Source organism: Micromonospora palythoicola, assembly GCF_036689795.1.
In the GTDB taxonomy this organism is placed as follows: domain Bacteria; phylum Actinomycetota; class Actinomycetes; order Mycobacteriales; family Micromonosporaceae; genus Micromonospora; species Micromonospora palythoicola.
This window is the reverse complement of sequence record NZ_JBAGKI010000086.1, coordinates 1-22860: the sequence shown is the minus strand read 5'-3', so window position 1 is coordinate 22860 and position 22860 is coordinate 1. Positions and strand designations below refer to the sequence as shown.

The 22860-nt window shown below is 71.5% G+C and carries 20 protein-coding genes; 8 read left to right on the top strand and 12 right to left on the bottom strand.

The features are described from left to right. The first annotated feature begins 215 nt into the window (after positions 1 to 215). Complete coding sequence (locus V5O40_RS25425) at positions 216 to 1616, top strand: MBL fold metallo-hydrolase (protein ID WP_332907811.1); 1401 nt, start codon at positions 216 to 218, stop codon at positions 1614 to 1616. Between the two features lie 36 nt (positions 1617 to 1652). Here the strand turns inward: V5O40_RS25425 and V5O40_RS25420 are convergent, their stop codons facing one another. From V5O40_RS25420 to V5O40_RS25410, 3 genes are all read right to left on the bottom strand, one after another. After that, positions 1653 to 3107 (bottom strand): ATP-binding protein, encoded by a 1455-nt coding sequence (locus tag V5O40_RS25420; RefSeq protein WP_332907810.1) that lies wholly within the window; start codon positions 3105 to 3107, stop codon positions 1653 to 1655. Beyond that, on the bottom strand, positions 3104 to 4762 hold the full coding sequence (locus tag V5O40_RS25415; protein WP_332907809.1) for an FAD-dependent oxidoreductase: 1659 nt from the start codon (positions 4760 to 4762) through the stop codon (positions 3104 to 3106). Before V5O40_RS25415 ends, V5O40_RS25420 begins: the two co-directional genes overlap by 4 nt. An 82-nt stretch (positions 4763 to 4844) precedes the next feature. Then, a complete protein-coding gene (locus V5O40_RS25410; RefSeq protein ID WP_332907808.1) occupies positions 4845 to 5408 on the bottom strand; it encodes a TetR/AcrR family transcriptional regulator in 564 nt (187 codons plus the stop codon). A 111-nt stretch (positions 5409 to 5519) separates the two neighbouring features. Between V5O40_RS25410 and V5O40_RS25405 the strand changes: the two genes are divergently transcribed. Continuing rightward, entirely contained in the window at positions 5520 to 6446 is a 927-nt protein-coding gene (locus V5O40_RS25405; protein WP_332907807.1) for an SDR family NAD(P)-dependent oxidoreductase, read from the top strand. Positions 6447 to 6468: 22 nt separating this feature from the next. Here the strand turns inward: V5O40_RS25405 and V5O40_RS25400 are convergent, their stop codons facing one another. The 4 genes from V5O40_RS25400 to V5O40_RS25385 all read right to left on the bottom strand — a co-directional run bounded on the left by V5O40_RS25400 (position 6469) and on the right by V5O40_RS25385 (position 10072). Further along, positions 6469 to 7059 (bottom strand): hypothetical protein, encoded by a 591-nt coding sequence (locus tag V5O40_RS25400; RefSeq protein ID WP_332907806.1) that lies wholly within the window; start codon positions 7057 to 7059, stop codon positions 6469 to 6471. A 70-nt stretch (positions 7060 to 7129) separates the two neighbouring features. Beyond that, the gene (locus tag V5O40_RS25395; RefSeq protein ID WP_332907805.1) at positions 7130 to 8455 is read right to left on the bottom strand and encodes an RNA polymerase sigma factor; all 1326 of its coding nucleotides are present in this window, start codon (positions 8453 to 8455) and stop codon (positions 7130 to 7132) included. After that, complete coding sequence (locus V5O40_RS25390) at positions 8452 to 8787, bottom strand: YciI family protein (protein ID WP_282236493.1); 336 nt, start codon at positions 8785 to 8787, stop codon at positions 8452 to 8454. The genes V5O40_RS25395 and V5O40_RS25390 overlap by 4 nt, the downstream gene beginning before the upstream one ends. A 118-nt stretch (positions 8788 to 8905) precedes the next feature. Continuing rightward, entirely contained in the window at positions 8906 to 10072 is a 1167-nt protein-coding gene (locus tag V5O40_RS25385) for a low temperature requirement protein A (RefSeq protein ID WP_332907804.1), read from the bottom strand. 158 nt (positions 10073 to 10230) lie between these two features. Between V5O40_RS25385 and V5O40_RS25380 the strand changes: the two genes are divergently transcribed. Beyond that, positions 10231 to 11220 (top strand): DUF817 domain-containing protein, encoded by a 990-nt coding sequence (locus V5O40_RS25380; protein ID WP_332907803.1) that lies wholly within the window; start codon positions 10231 to 10233, stop codon positions 11218 to 11220. Here the strand turns inward: V5O40_RS25380 and V5O40_RS25375 are convergent. Both V5O40_RS25375 and V5O40_RS25370 read right to left on the bottom strand, forming a co-directional pair. After that, on the bottom strand, positions 11189 to 11311 hold the full coding sequence (locus tag V5O40_RS25375) for a 50S ribosomal protein L36 (RefSeq protein WP_269740800.1): 123 nt from the start codon (positions 11309 to 11311) through the stop codon (positions 11189 to 11191). The genes V5O40_RS25380 and V5O40_RS25375 overlap by 32 nt on opposite strands. Positions 11312 to 11422: 111 nt before the next feature. Then, positions 11423 to 11800: an ArsR/SmtB family transcription factor gene (locus V5O40_RS25370; RefSeq protein WP_332907802.1), complete on the bottom strand. Its 378-nt coding sequence runs from the start codon at positions 11798 to 11800 to the stop codon at positions 11423 to 11425. Between the two features lie 140 nt (positions 11801 to 11940). Between V5O40_RS25370 and V5O40_RS25365 the strand changes: the two genes are divergently transcribed. Then, positions 11941 to 13347, top strand: a complete 1407-nt coding sequence (locus tag V5O40_RS25365) for an NAD(P)-binding domain-containing protein (protein WP_332907801.1) — start codon at positions 11941 to 11943, stop codon at positions 13345 to 13347. Here the strand turns inward: V5O40_RS25365 and V5O40_RS25360 are convergent. Further along, positions 13313 to 13765, bottom strand: coding sequence for a hypothetical protein (locus V5O40_RS25360; RefSeq protein ID WP_332907800.1), 453 nt, complete (start codon positions 13763 to 13765; stop codon positions 13313 to 13315). The two genes, V5O40_RS25365 and V5O40_RS25360, sit on opposite strands and share 35 nt — an antisense overlap. Next, positions 13765 to 15579: a carbon starvation CstA family protein gene (locus V5O40_RS25355; RefSeq protein ID WP_332907799.1), complete on the bottom strand. Its 1815-nt coding sequence runs from the start codon at positions 15577 to 15579 to the stop codon at positions 13765 to 13767. The genes V5O40_RS25360 and V5O40_RS25355 overlap by 1 nt, the downstream gene beginning before the upstream one ends. A gap of 110 nt (positions 15580 to 15689) precedes the next feature. Between V5O40_RS25355 and V5O40_RS25350 the strand changes: the two genes are divergently transcribed. The 4 genes from V5O40_RS25350 (at position 15690) to V5O40_RS25335 (ending at position 21507) form a co-directional block, all read left to right on the top strand. Beyond that, positions 15690 to 16475 (top strand): pyridoxamine 5'-phosphate oxidase family protein, encoded by a 786-nt coding sequence (locus V5O40_RS25350; RefSeq protein WP_332907798.1) that lies wholly within the window; start codon positions 15690 to 15692, stop codon positions 16473 to 16475. Positions 16476 to 16688: 213 nt separating this feature from the next. Further along, a complete protein-coding gene (locus V5O40_RS25345; RefSeq protein ID WP_332907797.1) occupies positions 16689 to 17756 on the top strand; it encodes a lytic polysaccharide monooxygenase auxiliary activity family 9 protein in 1068 nt (355 codons plus the stop codon). A 228-nt stretch (positions 17757 to 17984) separates the two neighbouring features. Continuing rightward, positions 17985 to 19652 carry a right-handed parallel beta-helix repeat-containing protein gene (locus V5O40_RS25340; protein ID WP_332907796.1) on the top strand — a complete coding sequence of 556 codons (1668 nt, stop codon included), beginning with the start codon at positions 17985 to 17987 and terminating at the stop codon, positions 19650 to 19652. Positions 19653 to 19722: 70 nt separating this feature from the next. Beyond that, positions 19723 to 21507: an N-acetylglutaminylglutamine amidotransferase gene (locus V5O40_RS25335; RefSeq protein ID WP_332907795.1), complete on the top strand. Its 1785-nt coding sequence runs from the start codon at positions 19723 to 19725 to the stop codon at positions 21505 to 21507. A 17-nt stretch (positions 21508 to 21524) separates the two neighbouring features. On the opposite strand, the gene V5O40_RS25330 is transcribed toward V5O40_RS25335, so the two are convergent. Continuing rightward, positions 21525 to 22670, bottom strand: a complete 1146-nt coding sequence (locus V5O40_RS25330; RefSeq protein ID WP_332907794.1) for a carboxylate-amine ligase — start codon at positions 22668 to 22670, stop codon at positions 21525 to 21527. Positions 22671 to 22860: the final 190 nt, after the last annotated feature.

Here is a 22860-nt window from a genome sequence, read left to right as displayed (position 1 = left end):
CAGTGCGCGCGCCTGTGACCGGTAGGTGACAACGCCGGTCAGCGGTCGGAGTTCCTTCGACCGCGGACCGGCGCCCGGTTCGTTTCCGGCCGGCCCGTGCGAATGGCCGATGTATACCCCCCAGGGTATATTCGGATCGGCTACCCGATCGGGGCGGCATCTCCGCACCCCCGCCGGGTAAGCACTCGCTGGAGACGAGCAACCGAGGAGTTGGCATGACGGTGCAGGTGTCGGTCATCACGACGTCGTCCCTCGGCGACCGCAGCTACCTGGCCACCGACGGCCGGGTCGCGGTCGTGGTGGACCCGCAGCGGGACATCGACCGGGTGCTGTACCTCGCCGGCGCGGCCGGCGTGCGGATCACCCACGTGGTCGAGACGCACCTGCACAACGACTACGTCTCCGGCGGGCTGGACCTGGCCCGGCTGACCGGGGCACGGTACCTGGTCGCCGCCGCGGACGAGGTTGGTTTCGACCGGGTGCCCGTCGGCGACGGCGACGTCGTCGAGGTGTCGGAGGCGCTACGGCTGCGGGCCGTGGCCACCCCTGGTCACACCTTCCACCACCTGTCGTACGTGCTCGACGAGGCCATCGAGGGCGGTTGGACGGCGACCGGCGTCTTCACCGGAGGATCGCTGCTGTTCGGCACCACCGGCCGCACCGACCTGCTCGGCGCGGAGCACGCGCACGAGTTGGCCGAGCGTCAGCACACCTCGGCGCGGCGGCTCGCCGACCTGCTGCCGGACGGCGCGCAGGTGTGGCCCACCCACGGCTTCGGCAGCTTCTGCTCGGCCAGCCAGGCCGACGCCCCGGACTCGACCATCGGCCGGGAGAAGCAGGTGAACCCGGTGTTCCGGCTGGCCGCGACCGAGTTCGTCCCCGAGACCCTGGCCGGCCTGGACGCCTACCCGGCGTACTACGCACACATGGGGGTGGCCAACACCGCCGGCCCGGCGCCCGTGGACCTCACCCCGGTGGCGCGAGCCGACGCGGCACGCCTGCGGGAGCGCATCGCCGCCGGGGAGTGGGTGGTCGACCTGCGCCACCGCAAGGCGTACGCGGTCTCGCACCTGGCCGGCACGGTGAGCCTCGGCCTCGACGGCCCGATGTCGACCTGGCTCGGCTGGCTGATCGACTGGGGCACCCCGGTGACGCTGCTGGCGGAGACACCCGAGCAGGTCGCCGACGCCCAGCGCGAGCTGGTCCGGATCGGCATCGACCGGCCCGCCGCCCAGGCGACCGGCACCCCCCGGCAGTGGGTCGACGAGCCCGCCGAGCTGCGGGAGCTGCCCCTCGCGGACTTCCCGGCGCTGGCCGCCGCGCAGGCCGGGAACGCACCGGCCGGGCTGCCCGCCCCACAGGTCGTCCTCGACGTGCGGCTGGGCAACGAGTGGCGCGACGGCCATGTGGAGGACGCCGTGCACGTGCCGCTGCCCGAGCTGCCCCGCCGGCTGGCCGAGATCCCGGCGGGCACCGTCTGGGTGCACTGCGGGTCCGGCTACCGGGCCGCCCTCGCCGCCTCCCTGCTGGCCAACGCCGGCCGTGACGTGGTGCTCGTCAACGACCGCTTCGACCACGCCGAGGCGGCCGGCTTACGGCTGGACCGCAGCGCCTGACCGCTGGCGGGTGATCTCGACCGGGCCGGCGGCGAGTCAGCCGGCCGGCGGTTCCGGCGGACTGATCGGCAGCAGCACCCGGAACACGGTGCTGCCGGGCGTGCTGGTCACCCGGATGTCACCGTGGTGCTTGTTGACCACGATCCGGTAGGAGATGTCCAGACCGAGGCCGGTGCCCTCGCCGACCGGCTTCGTGGTGAAGAACGGCTCGAAGATCCGCGGGCGGATCTCGTCGGGAATGCCCGGGCCGGTGTCGGCGATCTCGACGATCAACCAGTCGTCCTGCCGGAGAGTCCGGACGGTCAGCACCCCGTCGCCACCGATCGCGCCGAGCGCGTTGTCGATCAGGTTGCTCCACACCTGGTTCAGCTCGGCGGCGTACGCCGGGATCGAGGGCAGGTCCCGGTCGTACTCCCGGACCAGCCGGACCCCGGCGGCGATCTTGCCCTTGAACATCACAAGTGTGGCGTCGAGCAGCTCGTGCACGTCCACCACCTGGTACGGCGCCCGGTCGAGCTGGGAGTACTGCTTGGCGGCACCGACCAGGGTGGAGATCCGGGTGGCGGCGTCGGCGATCTCCCGCATGAGCAGTTCGGTCTCGACCGTGTAGGCCAGCCAGCGCACCGCCGCCTCCAGGTCCTCCTCGCCGACCGACGCGCAGACCCGTTCCAACCAGTCGACGTCCAGCCCGCCGCCGACGAGCGTCGACGCCAGCTCCCAACCGGCGGTCAGGCCGCGGTCGTCCAGCCAGTCCGTCAACTCGTCCTCGGCGTCGCTGGTCGCCAACGGCGAGAGGGTCGGTGCCTTGGCCACCCGCTCGACCGCCTCCTCCTGGAGACCCACCAGGGCGTGCAGCCGCCGACCGTCGAGCCGACCGTCGGCGATCATGGCAAGCTTGTGCCGCATGCCGGCGATCCGCTCCCGCAGACTTGTGGTGGCCCGCACCGCCGCGCTCGCCGGATTGTTCAGCTCGTGGGTCAGGCCGGCCGACAGCGAACCCAGAGCCAGCAGCCGCTCGCGCTCGCCGATCAGCGTCTGGGTGTCCCGCATCCCGATGAACATCCCCTCCAGCAGGTGCATCGCCATCGGGAACCAGGTGCGCACCGCGTGGGCGAACTGCTCCGCCGGCAGCACGAAGAACTCGGCGTCGGTGAGCGCCCACATGCTGTTGCGGTACTGCCGGTCGTCACCCAGGTACGCCTGGGTGGCACCGCCGTACACCCCGCGCTGCGCGGTACGGCTGATCTCCACCTGGTCACCGTGCACCGTGCGGCAGAGCCGCACCGTGCCGTCGAGCAGGACGAAGAAGCACTCCGCCGGATCACCCTCGGCGTAGACCAGGTCACCTTCGCCCCGCCGCTCGACCCGGCCCTGCTCGGCCAACCAGCTCAACTGGGTGTCGTCGAGCGACTCGAAGAGGAACAGCGTCCGCAGCTCGTCGATGGTCAACCGCTGCGGCTGCCGGCCGGTGACCCGGTCCCCGCTGGTCACTGTGCCTCCAGGTACCGGTGCACGAGCGACACGGCCATCGCGCCCTCACCGACGGCGGAGGCCACCCGCTTCACCGAGGCCGCGCGGACGTCACCGGCGGCGAACACACCGGGCACGCTCGATTCGAGATGGTACGGCTCGCGTGGCAGCGACCAGCCCGCCGGTCGACGTCCCCCGGCGACCAGGTCCGGTCCGGTGACCACGAAACCCCGTTCGTCGCGGACCAGCGTGCCGTCCAACCATCCGGTCCGGGGCTCGGCACCGATGAAGACGAACAGCCAGGACGTCGCCACCTCCCGCTGCTCGCCGGTCCTGGTGTCCCGCAGGTTCAGCCGTTGCAGGTGTTCGTCACCGGCGGCGCCGGCCACCTCGGTGTGCGGGTGCACGGTCACCTGGTCGATGCGACCCAGTTGGTCGATGAGGTACCGGGACATGGACGCGCTCAGGTCCGCGCCCCGGATCAGCAGGTGCACCCGCTCCGCGTAGCGGGAGAAGTAGACGGCCGCCTGCCCCGCCGAGTTGGCGCCGCCCACGATGTAGACGTCCTCGCCCACGCAGCTCGGTGCCTCGCTGGCCGCCGAACCGTAGAAGACGCCCCGGCCGGTGAAGTCGGCCAGGCCGGGCGCGTCGAGCATCCGGTACGACACGCCGGTCGCCAGCACCACCGAGTGGGCGGCGAGTGTCTGACCGTCGCTGAACCGCAGCAGCCGCGCCGAGCCGGCTTCCGCCAGGCCCACCACCTCCCGGGTGCTGAGCAGTTCCGCGCCGAACTTCAACGCCTGCCGGCGGGCCCGCTCGGTGAGCTGCGCCCCGGAGACCCCGTCGGGAAAGCCGAGGTAGTTCTCGATCCGGCTGCTCTGCCCGGCCTGTCCTCCGGTGGCCAGCCGCTCCACCAGGACGGTGCGCAGTCCTTCCGAGGCCCCGTACACGGCGGCGCCCAGGCCGGCCGGCCCACCGCCGACCACCACCAGGTCGTAGAAGTCCGCCGTGGGGGTGACCTCCAGGCCCACCAGCCCGGCCAGTTCCGCCTCCGAGGGTGCCACCAGCGCCTTGCCGTCGGTGGTGACCACCAGCGGCACGTCGGCCGGGGTGACCCCGGCCGCCGCGAGCAGCCGGCCGCCCTCGGGGTCGTCGGTCAGCAACCACCGGTACGGGACCAGGTTGCGGGCGAGGAAGTCCCGCACCGTGAACGACTCGGCGGACCAGCGGTGCCCGACCACCCGTATCTCGCTCTCCCCGGCGGCCGGGCTGGCCGCCCACGCCTCCAGCAGCGAGTCGACCACCGGGTAGAGCTTCTCCTCCGGCGGATGCCACGGTTTGAGCAGGTAATGGTCGAGGTCGACCAGGTTGATCGCGTCGATCGCCGCACCGGTGTCGGCGTACGCGGTCAGCAACACCCGGCGCGCGGCCGGGAACAGATCCATCGCGGCTTCCAGGAACTCGATGCCGTTCATCTCCGGCATCCGGTAGTCGGCCAGCAGCAACGCCACCTGGTCGCCGCGCAGCTTGACCTCGCGCAGCGCCTCCAACGCCTCCGGCCCGGAGGTGGCACGGACCACCCGGTAGCGGTCGCCGTAGCGGCGCCGGATGTCCCGTGCGACCGCCCGCGATACCGCCGGGTCGTCGTCGACGGAGAGGATGACCGGGTTCGCCATGGGCCCATGAAACCACGCCCGTGTTTCGGTCACCGATGCCGACGACGGCCGCGACCGTCAGGCGGTGAGCCAGACCACGACGCTAGGCCCGGATGCCGCGCAGCAGGATGTCGAGGTACAGCTCGGTGTCATTCCCGACCTGCACCGTGCGCTGCAACCCGCAGAACAGCGCCCGGACGTCCTCGGCGGTGATCTCCGGCCGGATGACCCCCGCGCCGCGGGCCCGCTCCAGCAGCCGGTCGACGGCCGCGGCGAGCCCTCCGACCAGCTCCGTCGTCTCCGGACAGGCGTGGTCGGGCGCGGCCAGCACGACGCCGAGCGCCGGGTCGTCGCGCTGGTGTTTCAGCGCGGCCCGCAGCAGGCGGGCCAGCCCGGCCGCGACGTCGGGACAGGTGACGGCCTCCTCGGCCGCCTGCACCAGCAGGACGAACCGTTCGGCGGCCAGCGACTCCAGCAGCGCCTGCCGGCTGGGGAAATGCCGGTAGACGGTACCGACGCCAACCCCGGCGGCCTTGGCCACGGCATTCATCGGCAGCTCAAGGTCACCGGCGGCGACCCGCTCGCGGGCGGCCCGCAGCATCCGGGCACGTACCCGGGCCGAGTCAGCCCGCAGCGACTCGGTGCTGGTCGTCGGCCCACCCGTCACGGTACGAGGATAGTCCATCCGGAACGGAGCGGATTATCTATCCGCTCGCGTGCTATGGTCGCCAGGAGAGAGCGGATAAACAATCCGCTGCTGACCGACCGGAGGTGGGCCGTGCCCGTTGCCTGGACACTCGACGAGATACCCGACCAGACCGGCCGGACCGCCGTCGTCACCGGCGCGAGCAGCGGCCTCGGCCTGATCGCCGCCGAACACCTCGCCGCCCACGGCGCGACCGTGATCATGGCGGTCCGCGATCTGGCCAAGGGCGAGCAGGCCCGCGCCGGCATCACCGGCGACCTGGAGGTGCGGCGGCTCGACCTGGCCGACCTCGACTCGGTCCGGGTCTTCGCCGGACAGTTGCGCGACGAGGGTCGCGAGATCGACCTGCTGCTCAACAACGCCGGAGTCACCGCCGCCGGCCAGGAGCGCTCCCCGCAGGGATACGAGCGCGTCTTCGCCACCAACCACCTGGGCCACTTCGCCCTCACCGGCCTGCTGCTGGGTCTGTTCCGCAGCGACCACGATCCGCGGGTGGTCACCGTGAGCTCCAACTTCTACCGCCTGCTCCGGAATGGGCCGGACCTGGACGACCTCGCCAGCGACCCCGCCCCAGCCGAGCGGTACATCCGCTCCAAGCAGGCGAACATCCTCTTCGGGGCCGAACTGGACCGCCGGCTGCGCCGAGCCGACAGCCCGGTACGCAGTTTCCTGGCCCATCCCGGGATGGCCCGAACGCCCATGCACAACCAGGCCGACGGCCCGGCGGCCTGGGCCTTCACCCGAATCGGTGGACTGCTGCTCGCCCGTACTCCGCTGCGCGGCACCATTCCGCTGCTCTACGCCGCCACCAGCGCCACCGCCGAGACCGGTGTCTTCCTCGGCCCATCACTACGCAAGTGGGACAGCCGGGTGCACGCCCGCCCGATCGTCGCGCCCGGCGATGACCTCGCCCTCGCCAACCGGCTCTGGCAGGTTTCCGAGGCCGCTACCGGCGTCCGCTACCTGAGCCGCACGGCGGACCCGGCGTCCCACCCGTGACCTGTCGCAGCACACCTGACGATCAGGAGGGATCGCTGGTAGCCGGGACGGCGCGAAAGACGACAGTCACGCTGAACGTTGCCCCGTCGACCTGGTAGGCGTAGCAACCCGGTCCGCTGACCGTCGTGGTGGCCGGCAGGTCGCTGTCCGGCTGGCTGAGCACGGCGTGGTACCCATCGCCGCGGGACTCACCGGTGTAGGAGAACCGGACACCCGCGCTGCCCGGCGCGTCGATCCGTGCTGCCCGTACCAGCACCGGGCCGGTGTAGCCGGAGCCGATCCACCGGACCTTCTTCGTATACGTGCCGTCCGGTTCCCGGTCCTCGTCGCGCAGTTGCAGGGCACCGCCGGCGAGGTAGTCGGCCACCGGGTACAGCGGGCCGGGCCCGAGCACCCGGTGCGCCAGGTCGCTGTCGGACCAGGGCCGGGGCTCGGTGACCGGGCAGGGGTCGCCAGGCCCGACGATGGGCAGCTGGAGTGGCGGTGCCGTCCATCCCGCGGACGTCGCCGCCGGTGCCGGCGACACCGGCGCGGCGTCCGGCGGCGGATCGTCACAGGCTGCCAGGCTCAACGCGAGCAGAACGCCGACGCACCCCCAGGTCCACCGCACCATGTGCGCAGTATCGAACGTCGCCGCCATCCGCGCAGCCCCCCGTCCGGCCGGTCGCCCCGGATCCCGCTGGTCACCACCCGGGTCCGGAAGCCCTCCGTGCCCGATCGAGCAGCGCCCGCCGCTCGGCATCGCCGGGCACCCGGTCCGCCGCCGCGCGGAACAGCGCCGCTGCCCGCTCCCGGTCGCCCTGCCGGGCGACGAGGTCCGCCTCCACCGCCAGCGTCAACGGATAGCCGTCGAGTCCGCCACCGGCGCGCGCCTCGGCGAGCAGGGCCAGCCCGACCTCCGGTCCGTACGCGTACCCGTGCGCGACGGCTCGGTTCAACGCCACCACCGGCGTCGGCTGCGCCTGGACGAGCTGGTCGTAGCAGTCGGCGATCCGTCGCCAGTCGGTGGTCCCGGCGCTGGGCGCGGTGGCGTGGCACGCCGCGATCCGGGCCTGCCACGCGTACGGGCCGGACTCGGTCAGCCCGGCGAGCAGGCGGGAGGCCTCGGCGATCGCCGCGTGGTCCCACCGGGACCGGTCCTGTCGATCGAGCGGAATCAGGTTGCCGTCGGTGTCCCGCCGGGCGGTCCGGCGGGAGTGCTGCAACAGGAACAGCGCCAGCAACGCCGTCGCCTCCTGCTGTTCCGGCATGAGCCGGACCAGCAACCGGGCCAACCGGATCGCCTCCTCGGCGAAGGCCGGCTCACCGTCCGCGTCGTAGCCCTGGGTGAACAGCAGGTAGAGCACGCCCAGCACCCCGGGCAGCCGTTCGGTCAGGGCATGGCCACGCGGCACCCGGTACGGGATACCCGCCTCGGCGATCCTCGTCTTGGCCCGGGTGAGCCGCCGCGTCATGGTGGACTCGCTGACCAGGAAGGCCCGGGCGATGTCGGCGGTCGGTACCGCGCAGATCGTCCGGAGGGTCAGCGCGACCCGCGCCTGCGGCGCGAGTGCCGGATGGCAGCAGGTGAAGATGAGCCGCAGCCGGTCGTCCACCACCTCCTCGTCCGGTACCGGTTCCGCGGTGGCGGCCGTCAGCGCCAGCACCGCCACCTCGCGCAGCTTGCGCCGCTCGACCGAGGCCCGCCGCAGCACGTCGAGCAGCCGGTTCCGGGCAACGGCCATCAGCCAGCCCGCCGGGTTGGCCGGCACTCCGTCCACCGGCCAACGATCCAGCGCCCGGGCCAGGGCCTCCTGCGTACAGTCCTCGGCCAGCGTCCAGTCTCCGGTGATCCGGATCAGGGCCGCCACGATCCGCGGGTACGCCTCGACGGCGGTGGCCGCGACGGCTTGCGCCGCCGCGGCCCGATCGGCCGCCGTGCCCCCGTTCCCGCCGCGCCGCCGCGCCGCCGCGCCGTCGTCGGCGGTCGACGCCCGCGGCACCGCGTTCTCGGCGGCCGGGTCCGTCACTGCTCGAAGTCGGCGAACGGACGGAGTTCGATCCGCCCGGCCCAGGCCATCGGATGCGCCCGGGCCACTTCGATCGCCTCGTCCAGATCGGCGCACTCCAGCAGGTCGAAGCCGACGATCATCTCCTTGACCTCGGCGAACGGCCCGTCGGAGACCAGCAGTTGGCCATTGCGGACCCGGACCGTGGTGGCGGCCGAGGCCGGAGCCAGCTGGGCGCCCTGCAGGCGTCGACCGGCCGCGTCGTTCTCGGCCACCCACACCTCGACGTCGGGGTGGTTGCTCGGCTCCGGATCCGGCTCGGGATCGGTGCAGACCAGCATCATGTACTTCACGTGAGTGCCTTTCGAATCGTCAGGAGGGTTGGTTCCACCGACATGACGAACGGCGAAGCCGGCTTCCGGACAACCGGAGGGTTTCATCTTCCGCGGATGCGCTGCCAGGTGCCTTCGGTCACGGCCGTCGGCGTCGACGTACCCCGGCGACAAGCGTGTCGCTGTGCGCGATCAGGATCAGCAGACCGGTGATGATCACGGAGTTGACCAGCAACGACTGTTCGTGGCCCGCTGCGGCGGCGACGAGAATGGCCACCATTCCGATCAGCCGTTGCCAGGAGAGCCGACTGTGCACGGCCAGCGCCAACAGGATCCAGCCGGTGAGGAAGAGCGCTGGCCCGGCCGCCATCGTCACCACGGCGGCCAGATCATGGGAGAACGGTTCCATGATCATCAGCCGCGAGCCGACCCCGGTCGCCAGGACGCCAGCGATCATCACCAGATGCAGGTAGCCGGCGAGCAGGCCGAGCCTGCTACCGGGCGGTCCCATGGCCTCGATCGCGGCGCCGAGCCGCATCCCGCCGGGCACGAGGTAGAGCCGGCCGAGACTCACCGCGTTGATGAACATCAGGGCGAACGCCACACTGCGGCCCAGGTCGAACCCGCGTTGGCTGTACGTGATGCCAGCGGTCAGGATCAGCTCACCCAGGGCGATGATGAAGATCTGCTGGTACCGCTCGGACAGATGCTCCCCGATGATCTGAAGGTTTTCCCAACTGCTGCGACCGAGCCCCGGCGTCGGCCAGCGCAGTCGCGCCATCGAGTAGTCCAGGAGGACCGCCGCCGTCCAGAGGACCACCTGGGCCGGGCCGACGAACGCCCCCGTCAGCCACAGCACCCCGGAGACGGCGAACCAGATCGCCACCCGCAGGGTCCGCAGTTGCAGCGGGTGCCCGTGCAGGGCCGGCAGCAACAGGGCCGCCCGACCCAGGTGGATCGCCACGTAGGCACCGGCGAACACCAACGCGTGTCCGGCGTACGCGGTCGGTGCCGCGGCGGCCATCAGCATCCCGCCGAACATCACCCAGAGCAGCAGCCCGCTGATCAGTGGCGTACGCGGCTCGAACCAGTCGGTCGACCAGGCGGTCACGAACCAGACCCACCAGATGGCGGCGAGCAGCAGCGCCGTGCGGAACGCCCAGCCCAGGCTGAGGTCTTCCTCGAGAGCGCGGGACAACCGGTTCAGCGCGAGGATGAAGGCCAGGTCGAAGAAGAGTTCCAGGAACGACGCCCGCCGGGAGATCTCGCGCCGCCGCAACAGCCGAGCCGGCAGCCCACTGGACATCGTCGCCCTCCGCGCGTCGCCGGTGATCGCGCCTCAGTCGTACCATCGAACGGTCCCGCTGCGACGCTGAACAGCGAGGTCAGCACCCAGCGCGAAGCCCTCACGGGGGGCCGCTCCGCGCCGGATGGCACGGCTCCGCACGCACTAACCTCGGTGCGATGCAGCACACCCCCGACGGCCGGGCCGCGCTGACCACGGCCGAACGCGCGATCGATGCCCGGTTCCGCACGGCGCTGGCCCGGCTACCGCGGCACGGGCCGGCCGGATGGCTCACCGAGTTCGTGGTCTTCGGGCTCAAGCAGGCCTGGGCGTGCGTGTTCGGTGCCGCCATGCTGGCGATCATCTGTGCCGCGCACCTCTGGTATCCCGACGACGCCGCGTTCGCCCGCAACGACGCCCTCACCGTCGCCGCGGTCGCCGTCCAGGTCGCCATGGTCGCGGGGCGGCTGGAGAGCCTGCGCGAACTGCGGGTGATCGTCCTGTTCCATCTCGTCGGCACGGTGATGGAGCTGTTCAAGACCCACGTCGGCTCGTGGACGTACGAGCCCGAGGGGGTGCTCCGGCTCGGTGGGGTGCCCCTGTTCAGCGGCTTCATGTACGCGGCGGTCGGCTCCTACCTGGTCCGGGTGAACCGGCTGTTCGACCTGCGCTTCACGCGCTATCCGAGGCGCTGGTTGACGGCCCTGGTGGCGACCGCGATCTACGTCAACTTCTTCACCAACCACTACCTGCCGGACGTGCGGTGGCTGCTCGTCGCGGCCGTCGCGCTGGTGTTCGGGCCCAGCGTCATGCACTTCCGGATATTCCGGGCCCGGCTGCGCATGCCGCTGCTGCTGGCCTTCGTCCTCGTCGCCTTCTTCATCTGGCTGGCCGAGAACATCGCCACCTGGTCGAACGCCTGGCTCTACCCGAGCCAGGCGGACGGTTGGCATCCGGTGTCACTGACGAAGCTGACGTCGTGGTTCCTCTTGATGATCATTTCGGTGGTGCTGGTCACCTGGATCGCACCGCCGCAGCCGCCCGACGACGACCGGCCCCCGCCCCGCGCCGACGAGACGGCGCCGGCAGCGGTGCGGGTCGGCCAGCGGGAGCGGCGCCGATCGTCTCGTGACCAGCTCAGCCCTGGCGGCTCTTCCACTGCGGGTTGAGCCGGTTCACCACGACCACCCGGCCGCGTCGGCGTACCACAGTCGAACCCGGCTTCCGCTTCAGTGACCGGAGGGATGTCCGTACCTTCATGTCCGTTTTCTCCTTGGCTCAGGCCTCACGCCGTACGCCGGAGGAAACGCCGACCGCGACGGTGGGATTCCTGACCGGCGGCGGCGGCCGATCGAGGTCCGGCCACCCGCCTCACCGGTCGGACGGAGGCGTCGGTTCGACTGCCAGCAGGGCGGCCAACTGCCGCAGCACCTGGGGCCGGGCCCGGTAGTAGACCCAGGTGCCCCGACGTTCGGAGTCGACCAGACCCGCCTCTCGCAGGGTCCGCAAGTGATGCGAGATCGTCGGGCCGGTCAGGTCGAAGGCCGGGGTCAGGTCGCAGACACACACCTCGCCGCCCTTCGCCGAGGCGATCATCGACATCAGTTGCAGCCGTACCGGATCGCCGAGGGCCTTGAACGCGGATGCCAGCACCACGGCGGTCTCACCTGACACCCGCTGCTGCACCAGCGGCGGGCAGCACGGGGCGGCGGTGAGATCGAGGGAAAGTGGCACCGCCTGCTTGGACATACCCCTAGGTTGACATGTGTCTAATCAGCATGCAAATCTCTGTTTTGAAGAACATCGAGACAGCAGGTCGGCCGCCCGTGTGACACATGGGGCCGAACCGCCCGTCTGTTTCGACAACCATCGAACACGAGGAGCAGCTGATGAGCGATCTGGACCAACTGCCCGTGGCCGTCATCGGCGCCGGGCCGGTCGGCCTCGCCGCCGCCGCCCACCTGCACGAGCGCGCGCTGCCGTACATCGTTCTGGAGGCGGGCGACGGCGCCGGCGCCGCGGTGCGGCAATGGGCCCACGTCCGCGTCTTCTCACCCTGGCGGTACAACATCGATTCGGCCGCCCGCCGCCTGCTGGACGAGGCCGGCTGGGTGGCACCCGATCCGGACGCCCTGCCCACCGGCGCCGACCTGGTCGAGAACTACCTTCAGCCGCTCGCGAACCTGCCGCGGCTCAAGCCACATCTGCGCTACGGCGCCCGGGTGGCCGCGATCAGCCGACTCGGCTACGACCGCCTGCGCACCACCGGACGGGAGTCCGCTCCCTTCCTGCTCCGCCTCACCGACGGCCGGGAGATCCTCGCGCGGGCCGTGATCGACGCCTCCGGCACCTGGGGCAACCCGAACGTGCTGGGCGCGTCCGGCCTGCCCGCCCTGGGCGAGACCGAGGCCGCCGCCCACCTGGAGCACGCCCTGCCGGACATCCTCGGCACCGACCGGGCCCGCTTCGCCGGTCGGCACACGCTTGTCGTCGGCGCCGGACACTCCGCCGCCAACACCCTGCTCTCGCTCGCCGAACTCGCCGCGACCGCACCCGGCACCGAGGTGACGTGGGCCATCCGAGCACCGTCACCGACCCGTACCTACGGCGGCGGCGACGCCGACGCGCTCCCCGCTCGCGGCGCGCTCGGCTCCCGGCTGCGGTCGCACGTCGACGCCGGCCGGATCCGCCTGCTGACCGGCTTCTCCGTCCACGCGATCACTCCCGCCGACGGTCGGGTCGCGGTGACCGTCCGACGCGGCGACGCCCGGGAGCAGGTCACGGTGGACCGGATCGTCGCCGCCACCGGCTTCCGGCCCGACCACACGATCGCCGCCGAGCTGCGCCTGGACCTCGATCCGATCATGGGGGCCACCCGCGCCCTGGCTCCGCTCATCGACCCCAACGAGCACTCCTGCGGCACCGTGCCGCCGCACGGCGTCGACGAACTCGCCCACCCGGAGCCCGGCTACTACGCCGTCGGCATGAAGAGCTACGGCCGTGCGCCCACCTTCCTCATGGCCACCGGCTACGAACAGGCCCGATCCGTGGTCGCCGCCATCGCCGGCGACTGGCAGGCCGCCCGCGACGTACGGCTCGAACTGCCCGAAACCGGCGTCTGCCGCAGCGACCCCGCGGAGTCGGTCACCGGTGACGACTGCTGTGGCCCCGCCGTCGAATCGACCGGCAAGGGCCTGGCCACCGGGATCAGTGGCGGTCTGCTCGCCGTACCGCTCGACCTGGTCGGCACCGACGAGCCGGCTACCGACCGGGCGGGCGGCTGTTGCGGCGGTTGAGGGTGGCCGACGGGACGAGTGCCCGGCGGATGAGGTGCAGGGCATGTTCCGCCGGGGGTAGGCCGGACTCGCTGACCACCCGGCCGTCCACGATGATCGCCGCGTAGCCGGTCCCGCGGACCAGGTCCCGCAGCAGGGCCCGCCAGGACCGTCGGTGCCGGCGACCGTCGCGCACGATCGCCGGCAACAGGAAGAGCGTGTTCCGCGGGTCGACGATCTCCACCGCGATCTCGGCTGGCAGACCGGCACGTACCGTCCGGTAGACCTCGCCCAACGGCCGCTGGTCGGCCCGTTGCCGCGCCGACGCGGGATCCTCGTGCCGGCCCTCGAAGCAGCTGTCGGCCGCCCCGGTGCAGCAGCCGGAGCCGGCCCCGGGCGCATCCCACGGCCGGATCAGCAGCACCCGGTGCCGGGCCATCAGCGGCGATCGTCGGTGGCACCGGCACCGGCTGCCGACTCGGCACCGACCGCTCGCCCCGACTCGTCGGCCGGCCCGGCAGCGGCGGCACCCGCACCGCCGCTGTCCCGGCCCGGCCCGGAATCCGGCTCGACGGGCTGACCACTGGCGCGACGCAGGGCGAGCACCGCCTCCACGATCAGCCAGAGCGCGAGGACGAAGATGATGGCGTCCAGCGGTGCCAGCACCCACTCGTCGGCCGCCACGAACTCGCGCAACTGCACGATGAGCGCCCAGGTCGTCATCACCAGCAGGAAGACCAGCGGCACGATGACCGCGACCGGGTTGCGCCGACGGCGCAGCACCCAGACCGCGATGACGGCCAGGGCGAGCCCGGCGGTGAGCTGGTTGGTGGTGCCGAAGAGTCGCCACAGCACCCCGAAGGTGTAGCCGGCGTCCCCGCCGCCCGGCAGCAGGGCGAGGGTCAGTGGTGCGGCGATCGCCAGCAGCCCGGCCAGGGTCAGGTGGCGGGACAGTCGCCGCCATCCGACCAGCTCGGCGATCTCCTGCACGATGTAGCGCTGCAACCGGACGCCGGTGTCCATGGTGGTGGCCGCGAACGAGATCACCACCACCGCCGCGAAGACGGTCGCGAGCTGGAACTCGATGCCGAGGTTGGTGGCGAAGCTGGCGATGCCGTTGACGAAGTTGCGGGTGGCGCCGCCGGAGGCGTCGGCGTAGCTGGCGTACAACCCTTCCCACTCGGCGCGGGTGGCGGCGACCCCGGCCGTGACCGCGATGATCGACCCGAGGGCGAGGCTGCCCTCGCCGATCGCCCCGGCGTAGCCCACGTACCTGGCGTCGGTCTCCTTGTCGAGCTGCTTGGAGGTGGTGCCGGAGGCCACCAGCGAGTGGAACCCGGATATCGCGCCGCAGGCCACGGTGATGAACAGGAACGGGAAAATGCTCGGTGAGCCGGCCGGCACGTCGTTGAACATCGGCGCCACGATCCGGTCCATGCCGACCAGCACCCCGGCGAAGATGACCGCGATGGCGATGAACAGCTGGTGGGAGTTGATGTAGTCGCGCGGCTGCAAGAGCAACCAGACGGGCAGCCGCGAGGCGATGAACGCGTAGACGAAGAGGATGACCACCCACAGGTCGCGCGTCCGCTCGAAGCCCAGCGCGTCGGCCAGCCCGGTGATCTCGATGGGGTAGAGGTTGCCCACCCAGATCAGGAAGTAGAGCGCGACCACGCCGATGAGCGACGGCACCAGCGCCGCGCTACGGGTGCGGTAGATGTACTGGCCGATCGCGATGGCCAGGGGAATCTCCACGAAGATCGGGATGACCGCGCCCGGGTACGCCACGAGCAGGTTCCCGATCACCACCGCGAAGACCGCGTTCACCAGGGTGAGCAGGAAGAAGATGATCAGCAGGAAGAGCGTACGGGCCCGTTTGCTGATCACGTCCGCGGCGAGGGTGCCGATGTTGCGGGCCCGGTGCCGCACCGAGACCGCGAGCGCCCCGAAGTCGTGCACGCCAGCCGCGAAGATGGTGCCGAGCACGACCCAGGCCAGCGCCGGCCCCCACCCCCAGAAGACCGCGATCGCCGGGCCGACGATCGGGGCGGCTCCGGCGATCGAGGTGAAGTGGTGACCGAAGAGCACATGCCTGTTCGTGGGGACGAAGTCGACTCCGTCGGCGAACCGGTGCGCCGGGGTGACGTAGGCCGGGTCCAACCCGTACACCCGGTCGGCGAGGTAACGCGAGTAGTACCGGTAGCCGAGGGCAAACATCGCCATGACCGCGATGACGACGACGATGGCGGGCATACGGCTGCCTCCTTGCGGCCCGTGGGGCGGGCGCTCGTGTGCAGATCCCGAAACCTGCCGGTAATGTAACGGGGATCACATTCCAAGGTCAACCGAACGGCTCGGGTCACATGGACGAGGGTGCACATGTTCGCCGCGCGGTCCAGGCCGCCACGGTCGGCGAGCTGGCCTGGATCGACCCGGACGGCTCACCACAGGCCCGTCCGGTCACGCCGCTGCTGCTCGGCGACCGGCCCGCCGTCGCCTTTGCGTACGCCGAGGTGACCCTGGCCCGCCGGTTGGCCGCCGCACAGGTCGCGGCACTTGTCGTCTCCGACGACCGGCTCACCGGGCGTGGCTGGCGGCCGGTCGCGGTGGCCGGTCGGCCCCGGCTGACCGAGGATCGCGACGGCGCGCTGTTCACGGATCGGTTGCTCGACCAGGAGTTGCGCAAGTACCCGCCGGCAAGGGCCCTGATCGACTCACCGCTGCTGCGTCGGGAGCACTGGTGGTACCTGCCCCGGCTGATCGTGGCGCTGGACGTCGACACCGTCATCACGATCGGTGCCCGGCCCGAAGGAGCCGGCGAGGTGCTGGCGGTCGCCCGCGCCGACCGGCGGCTGTACGTGGACTCGGTGACGCGGGCCGACGACCAGGCGAGCGGGGCGGTCCGGGTACGGAGCCTCGCCGGTCGACCACCCGCCGACGGTCCGGCGGTGCTGCTGGGGCACGACTTCTCCGCCCCCGACCTCGAACGGTGGACCCCGTGGACGACCCGGGGCGAGTTGGCCGACGGCGTCCTGGCCGTGACGGCGGCACCGGCACGTACCGCCCTCGCGCCGCCGCTCGGTCTGTGGCGACGGCTGACCCGCCAGCGCCGGCTCGCCCGGGCCTGCCAGGACGCCCTCGCCGGTTAGGGCCGGTGCGGCGCCCGACCATCGACCCCTTCCGGAACAGATTCACGGAAGTGGATATGATGGGTACTATCGCGGTTGGGAGCCGCCAGGCCGTCGCAGGCAGCGCGTTCACGCGCCTGCCCCTTGAGATCGTCATGTCGATCGACGCATTCCTCCCGGGGTTTGGGCACCCCGGTGGGTGACACCGGCGTCGACGGATCAACTGGAGCATCGATGAAACTCGCACGAACAGCACGTCGACTAGGACTCGGCGCGGCCTCCGTCCTCGTCGCCGCGTTCACCATGGTCGTGGTCAATCAGCCCGGCCCGGCCTCGGCGCACGGGTCGGTCACCAACCCGCCGTCCCGCAACTACGGATGCTGGGAGCGCTGGGGTGACGACCACCTCAACCCGGCCATGGCCCAGAGCGACCCGATGTGCTGGCAGGCCTTCCAGGCCAACCCGAACACGATGTGGAACTGGAACGGCCTGTTCCGCGAGAACGTCGGCGGCAACCACCAGGCCGTCATCCCGGACGGGCAGCTGTGCAGCGGCGGCCGTACCCAGGGCGGGCTGTACGCCTCACTCGACACGGTCGGTGCCTGGACCGCCAAGCCGATGCCCAACAACTTCACCCTGACACTCACCGACGGTGCCCGGCACGGTGCCGACTACATGCTCATCTACATCACCAAGCAGGGCTTCGATCCGACCACGCAGCCCCTCACCTGGAACAGCCTGGAACTGGTGCTCCGCACCGGCTCGTACCCCACCACCGGGCTCTACGAGGCACAGGTCAACGCGGGCAACCGCACCGGCCGGCACGTCGTGTACACGATCTGGCAGGCGTCCCACCTCGACCAGCCGTACTACATCTGCAGCGACGTGACCTTCGGTGGAGGTGGCAACCCGCCGCCCACCACTCCGCCGCCCACGAACCCGCCGCCCACCACCCCGCCGCCCACGAACCCGCCGCCCACCACCCCGCCACCGGCCGGTAACGGCGCCTGCACCGCCACCTACCGCAAGACCAGCGAGTGGCCCGGTGGCTTCGGTGGCGAGGTCACCGTCCGCGCCGGCAACGCCGCCATCTCCGGCTGGACCGTCAACTGGACCTGGCCCAACGGCCAGAGCATCACCAACTCCTGGAACGCGTCGATCACCTCGAGCGGCTCGTCGGTGACCGCCTCGAACGTCGGCCACAACGGCTCGTTGAGCGCCAACAGCAGCGCCACCTTCGGCTTCAACGGCTCCTGGAACGGCACCAACGGCACACCCACCCTGTCCTGTACCGCACGCTGACAGCAGCGACGTGAGGGGTGGCGCGGATCAGCGCCACCCCTCACGCGCACCTGCGTGGCCGTCGCCCGACAACCCGCGGTGCCGGTGAACTTCGCCCTCTTCCGCGATCCGTCCTCGCCGAGGACGTCACCCACGTACCGTCGAGGCAGGCCCGCCGCCGCACAGCCCCGAGGGTCCGACGGCGGCCGGCTTCCGGTCGGCCTGCCGTCACGGGGAAGGTGATGTCCTGTGTCAGGTCAGGTGACAGCCGCTCCGTCCGGCGTGCGGCCGTACCCCGTGGCCGGGACGCCGTTGCTCTGCAACGCCCGGGAACACGGGCTGACCGGTGACGGCACCACCAACGACCAGCCGGCGTTGGCCGCACTCGTCGACCGGCTCGGCGACGCGTTCGCCGCCGACGGGCGGGCACGGGTGATCTACTGCCCACCCGGGGTGTACGCGATCCGGGACGCCGGCACGGTCTGGCGCAGTGGGGTGTCCCTGATGGGTGCCGGACCGGGTGCCACCCGCTTCGCCCTGAGCAACGAGGGCAACCGTTCCAAGCCGGTGCCGTTCGCCTTCTACACCGCCCAACTGCACGGTGCCAGTCCGGACCGCCCCCTGGCCTACTGCACGTTCGCCGACTTCGAGATCGACGGCAAGGGCGTGGCGTCGGCGCAGTACAACCCGCTGGACAAGGGGCTGGGGTTGCAGTACGTCAGCGGCGCCCTGTTCCGGAACATCTTCATCCACCACACGGCCGGTACCGGCTTCGGCTGCGACTTCCTCCAGGACACTCTGGTGGAAGCGGTCCGGGTGCTGGAATGCGGCCGGATGGACAACGGAATGGAGATGGGCGGGGCGGGAATCGGCATCGGCATCGGCGGCTGGGGCCCGATGGAGCGGCTGGCCATCACCAACTGTGTCGCGGTCGGCAACGCGACGAACGGGATCTTCCTGGAGATGCAGTTCCCGGACCGACCTCAGCCGCGCGGCATCCGGATCAGCGGCTGCCACGCGGAGCGCAACCGGTTCGGGATCTCCGACTGGGGTGCCGACGGGCTCATCGTCACCGGTTGCCTGATGGTGGGCAACCTGGAGGCCGGCTTCCAGGTCTCGGCGAAGGGCACCACCGGTGTCCCCGGCAGGGGCGGTCTGGTCACCGACTGTGTCATCGACGGCAACCTGCGCGACGGGGTGAACATCGGCAACACCGCCGGCCCCTACACGGTGCGGGGCAACCGGATCACCGGGAACGGCAGGTACGGCTATCACCACCAGGATCTCGGTGACGGCGGCCGGGCCGCCGCCGAGGAGATCGTCATCGAGAGCAACGACATCTGGGGCAACAGCCGCGACGGTATCCGCTTCGACCGACCACTACGCGACGCCGTCATCATCAACAACCGGATCCGCAACAACGGCCGCCAGTGCGCCCCTGCCGCCTCGGGGGGCGGCGATTCCGTCCGCTACACCCGCAACACCGTCAGCGACCAGGGTGCGAACTGGCCGGCCGACGGTCACCGGGGCAAGGTGCTCCGCGTCGGCAACCGGTACGCCGTGGTGGCCGCCAACGACGCCACCACCCTCACCCTCGCCCCGATCCGTCCCGACGACGCCAGCAGTTGGAGCGCCGACACCCCGGCGCCCGGCACGCCGTACGAGCTGCCGCCCGCGCCGGTCACCCGGGCCGGCATCACCGTCAACGCCATCGCCGACTCGGTCACGATCCGCGGCAACCTGATCCGGGACAGCGGCTCGGCCACCCAGACCCACGGGATCTGGGTCACCGACCGGGCCGACTGCGTCAACTGCCGGGTCGTGGAGAACGACCTCGACGGCAACCGGACCGTGATCCGGACCGACGGCGCCACCACGGGCGGTCGCTGGACCGGTAACCAGGACCACCAGTCGTAGGAGGTTCGGCCGGGTGCCGCCTTCCGGGGGCCCGAACAGACGTGAGGAAGAGGCATGACAGCGGATCGTGATGTGCGGCATCAGCGGTGAGGCGAGGTTCGACGGCAGCACGCCCGACGCCGCCGTGGTGACCCGGATGACCGAGGCGATGCGGTCCCGGGGCCCGGACGGCGAGGGCCTGTGGAGCGACGGCTGGGTGACCCTCGGGCACCGGCGGCTGACCGTCATCGACCTGTCCGACGCGGGCGGCCAGCCCATGGTGCGCGAGGATCTCGGTCTCGCCCTGGTCTTCAACGGTTGTGTCTACAACTATCCGGAACTGCGTGCGGAGCTACGCGCTGCCGGACACACCTTCCACTCCACCAGCGACACCGAGGTGATCCTGGTGGCGTACGCCCAGTGGGGTGAGGAGTTCGTCGACCACCTGGTCGGCATGTTCGCCGTTGGCCTGGTCGACCGCGTCCGGCGTCGGCTCGTCCTGGCCCGGGACCGACTCGGCATCAAGCCCCTCTACCTGGCCGAGACGCCGGGCCGGCTGCGGTTCGCCTCGACGCTGCCGGCGCTGCTCAAGGCGGGCGAGGTCAACACCGACGTGGATCCGGTGGCGCTGCACCACTACCTGTCGTGGCACTCGATCGTGCCCGCGCCCCGCACCATCCTGCGCGGTGTCCGAAAGCTGCCCCCGGCGACCGTGCGGGTCGTCGAGGCCGACGGACGCAGCCGCGATCGCCGTTACTGGCAACCCGACTACGTCCGGGATCCCATCCACGCCGGCTGGGACGACCGGGACTGGCGGGCCGCGATCGGTGAGGCGCTGCGCACCGCCGTACGACGACGGCTCGTCGCCGACGTGCCGGTGGGCGTGCTGCTCTCCGGCGGTCTCGACTCGAGTCTCATCGTGGCTCTGCTCGCCGAGGCCGGGCAGCAGCACCTGCGCACCTTCAGCATCGGCTTCGACAGCCGGCACGGCGAGGCCGGCGACGAGTTCCACTACTCCGATCTGGTCGCCCGCGCGTACGGCACCGACCATGTCCGCATCCAGCTCGCCAACGACGACCTGGTGCCGGCCGTCCGCCGGACGGTGGAGGCGATGACCGAGCCGATGGGCAGCCACGACGTGGTCGCCTTCCATCTGCTCTCCGAGCAGGTCGCCGCACACGTGAAGGTGGCGCAGTCGGGGCAGGGCGCCGACGAGGTGTTCGCCGGGTACGGCTATCACCAGCCGCTGACCGGGGTTCCTCGTGCCGAGGCGGCGCGGACCTTCATCGCCGCCTTCTTCGACCGGGACCACGCCGAGTTGATCCGCGTGGTCGGTCCGGCACACGCCGTCGACGTCGACGCCAGCCGGGACCTGGTGTTCGCGGAGCTGGAGGCCCCGGGCGCGGAGACCGCCCTGGACGCGGTGCTGCGCCTGGACACCCACCTGATGCTTCCCGACGATCCGGTCAAACGGGTGGACAGCATGAGCATGGCGTGGGGACTGGAGGTACGCACCCCGTTCCTCGACCAGGATCTGGTCGCCCTCGCGGCAGCCTGCCCGCCGCAGCACAAGGTTGCCCAAGGTGGCAAGGGCGTGCTCAAGGAGGTCGCCCGCGAGGTGCTGCCCGCCGAGGTGATCGACCGGCCGAAGGGCTACTTTCCGGTGCCCGCGCTACGCAATGTCGACGGCCCGGTCCGCGACCTCGTGGTGGCGGCGCTGCGGGCGCCGGCAGCGCGCGAGCGTGGGCTGTTCCGACCGGCGTACGTGGAGGCGCTGCTCACCGACCCCGACCAGGCGCAGGCCGCTGCGGGCAGCAACAAACTGTGGCAGCTGGGCCTGCTCGAACTCTGGCTACAGACCCACCACATCCGCTGAGCGTGCCGGCTGCCGGTTCAGCCGGCGGTGGTCTCGGCCGCGAGGTGGTCGAGGACCGCCCGCACGTTCCCACCGGTACGCGCGATGACCCGCCGCTGCCGGGCCGCGCCGGTGCCGTCGCGGCGCAGCCGGGCCAACTGCTCCAGCACGTAGGCCAGGTCGCCGTGCCGGACCAGTGCGGGCGTCACCGTGCTGAACAACTCCTCCACGAGGTCCCACGCCGGACGGGCACCGCCACCACGCAGGTCGACGAGTTGACCGTCCAACCCGTCGTGCGCGGCTCGCCAGTGGGCCGCCGCGAGCAGACAGCTACGCAGGTGGGGTGCCGGAACGCCGGCTCGTAGCTGGTCGACCATGGTGGCGACCAGCGCTCGCACCAGGGCCGCGACCAGCACCGTGTCGTCCACCCCCGGGCAGACGTCGCCCACCCGGACCTCCACGGTGGGATAGCTGGCCGATGGTCGGGCGTACCAGTAGACCATCGCCGCGTCGAGCATGACTCCCGCATCGACCAGTTCCGCCACCGTGGCGTCGTAGTCGGCGACCGAGGCGAAGTACGGGGTGGGACCGATGCTCGGCCAGCGCTCCAGCTGCATGGAACGCCAACTCGCGTGGCCGGTGTCCGCGCCGTCGTGCAGCGGCGAGTTGGCGGTGAGCGCCTGCACCACCGGCAGCCACGGACGCAGATGGTTGCAGACCTGCACCGCCAGTTCCCGGTCCGGCAGACCGACGTGCACGTGGCAGCCGCACACGGCCGGATCGTGCGCGACCGGGCCGAAACGGCGGGACATGGCGTGGTAGCGGGGTTCATCCGGAACTGTCCGGTGCGGCTCGTGCACCGGAGTGGCACCCACCGCGACCAACCGCGCTCCCGCGGACCGCGCGGCTTCGGCCGCGGCACGCCGCAGGGTGATCAGGTGGGCCCGGAGGTCGGCCAGGTCGGCACAGACCGGGGTGACCATCTCCACCATGCTGTGCCGGAACTCCTGCCGGCTCTGCTGCCGAGCCCTTCCGAGCAGGGCCGTCAGTACCCGGTCGGCGACCGGCAGGCTCTCCCCGGTGTCCGGGTCCAGCAGCAGGAACTCCTCCTCCACCCCGATCGTCAGGCGCGCTGGCACGTCCACGGCACTCAGGGGCGATGCGGCGGACGGGTGGTTCGTCATCGTCGGCATCCCCTCCCGCCGGCAACGGTCAGCGCCGCCGCACTCGCGGGACTTCCCCGCCATCGATCCGGCAAACGGGCACCGACGACCGGGCGGGGGCGGGGGGGCCCGAGCCCCCCCGGGCCGGCGCGACCCCAGGGGGGGGGGGGGGGGGGCAGCGCGCCACCGCTACCGCGCGGGCCCCCCGTCG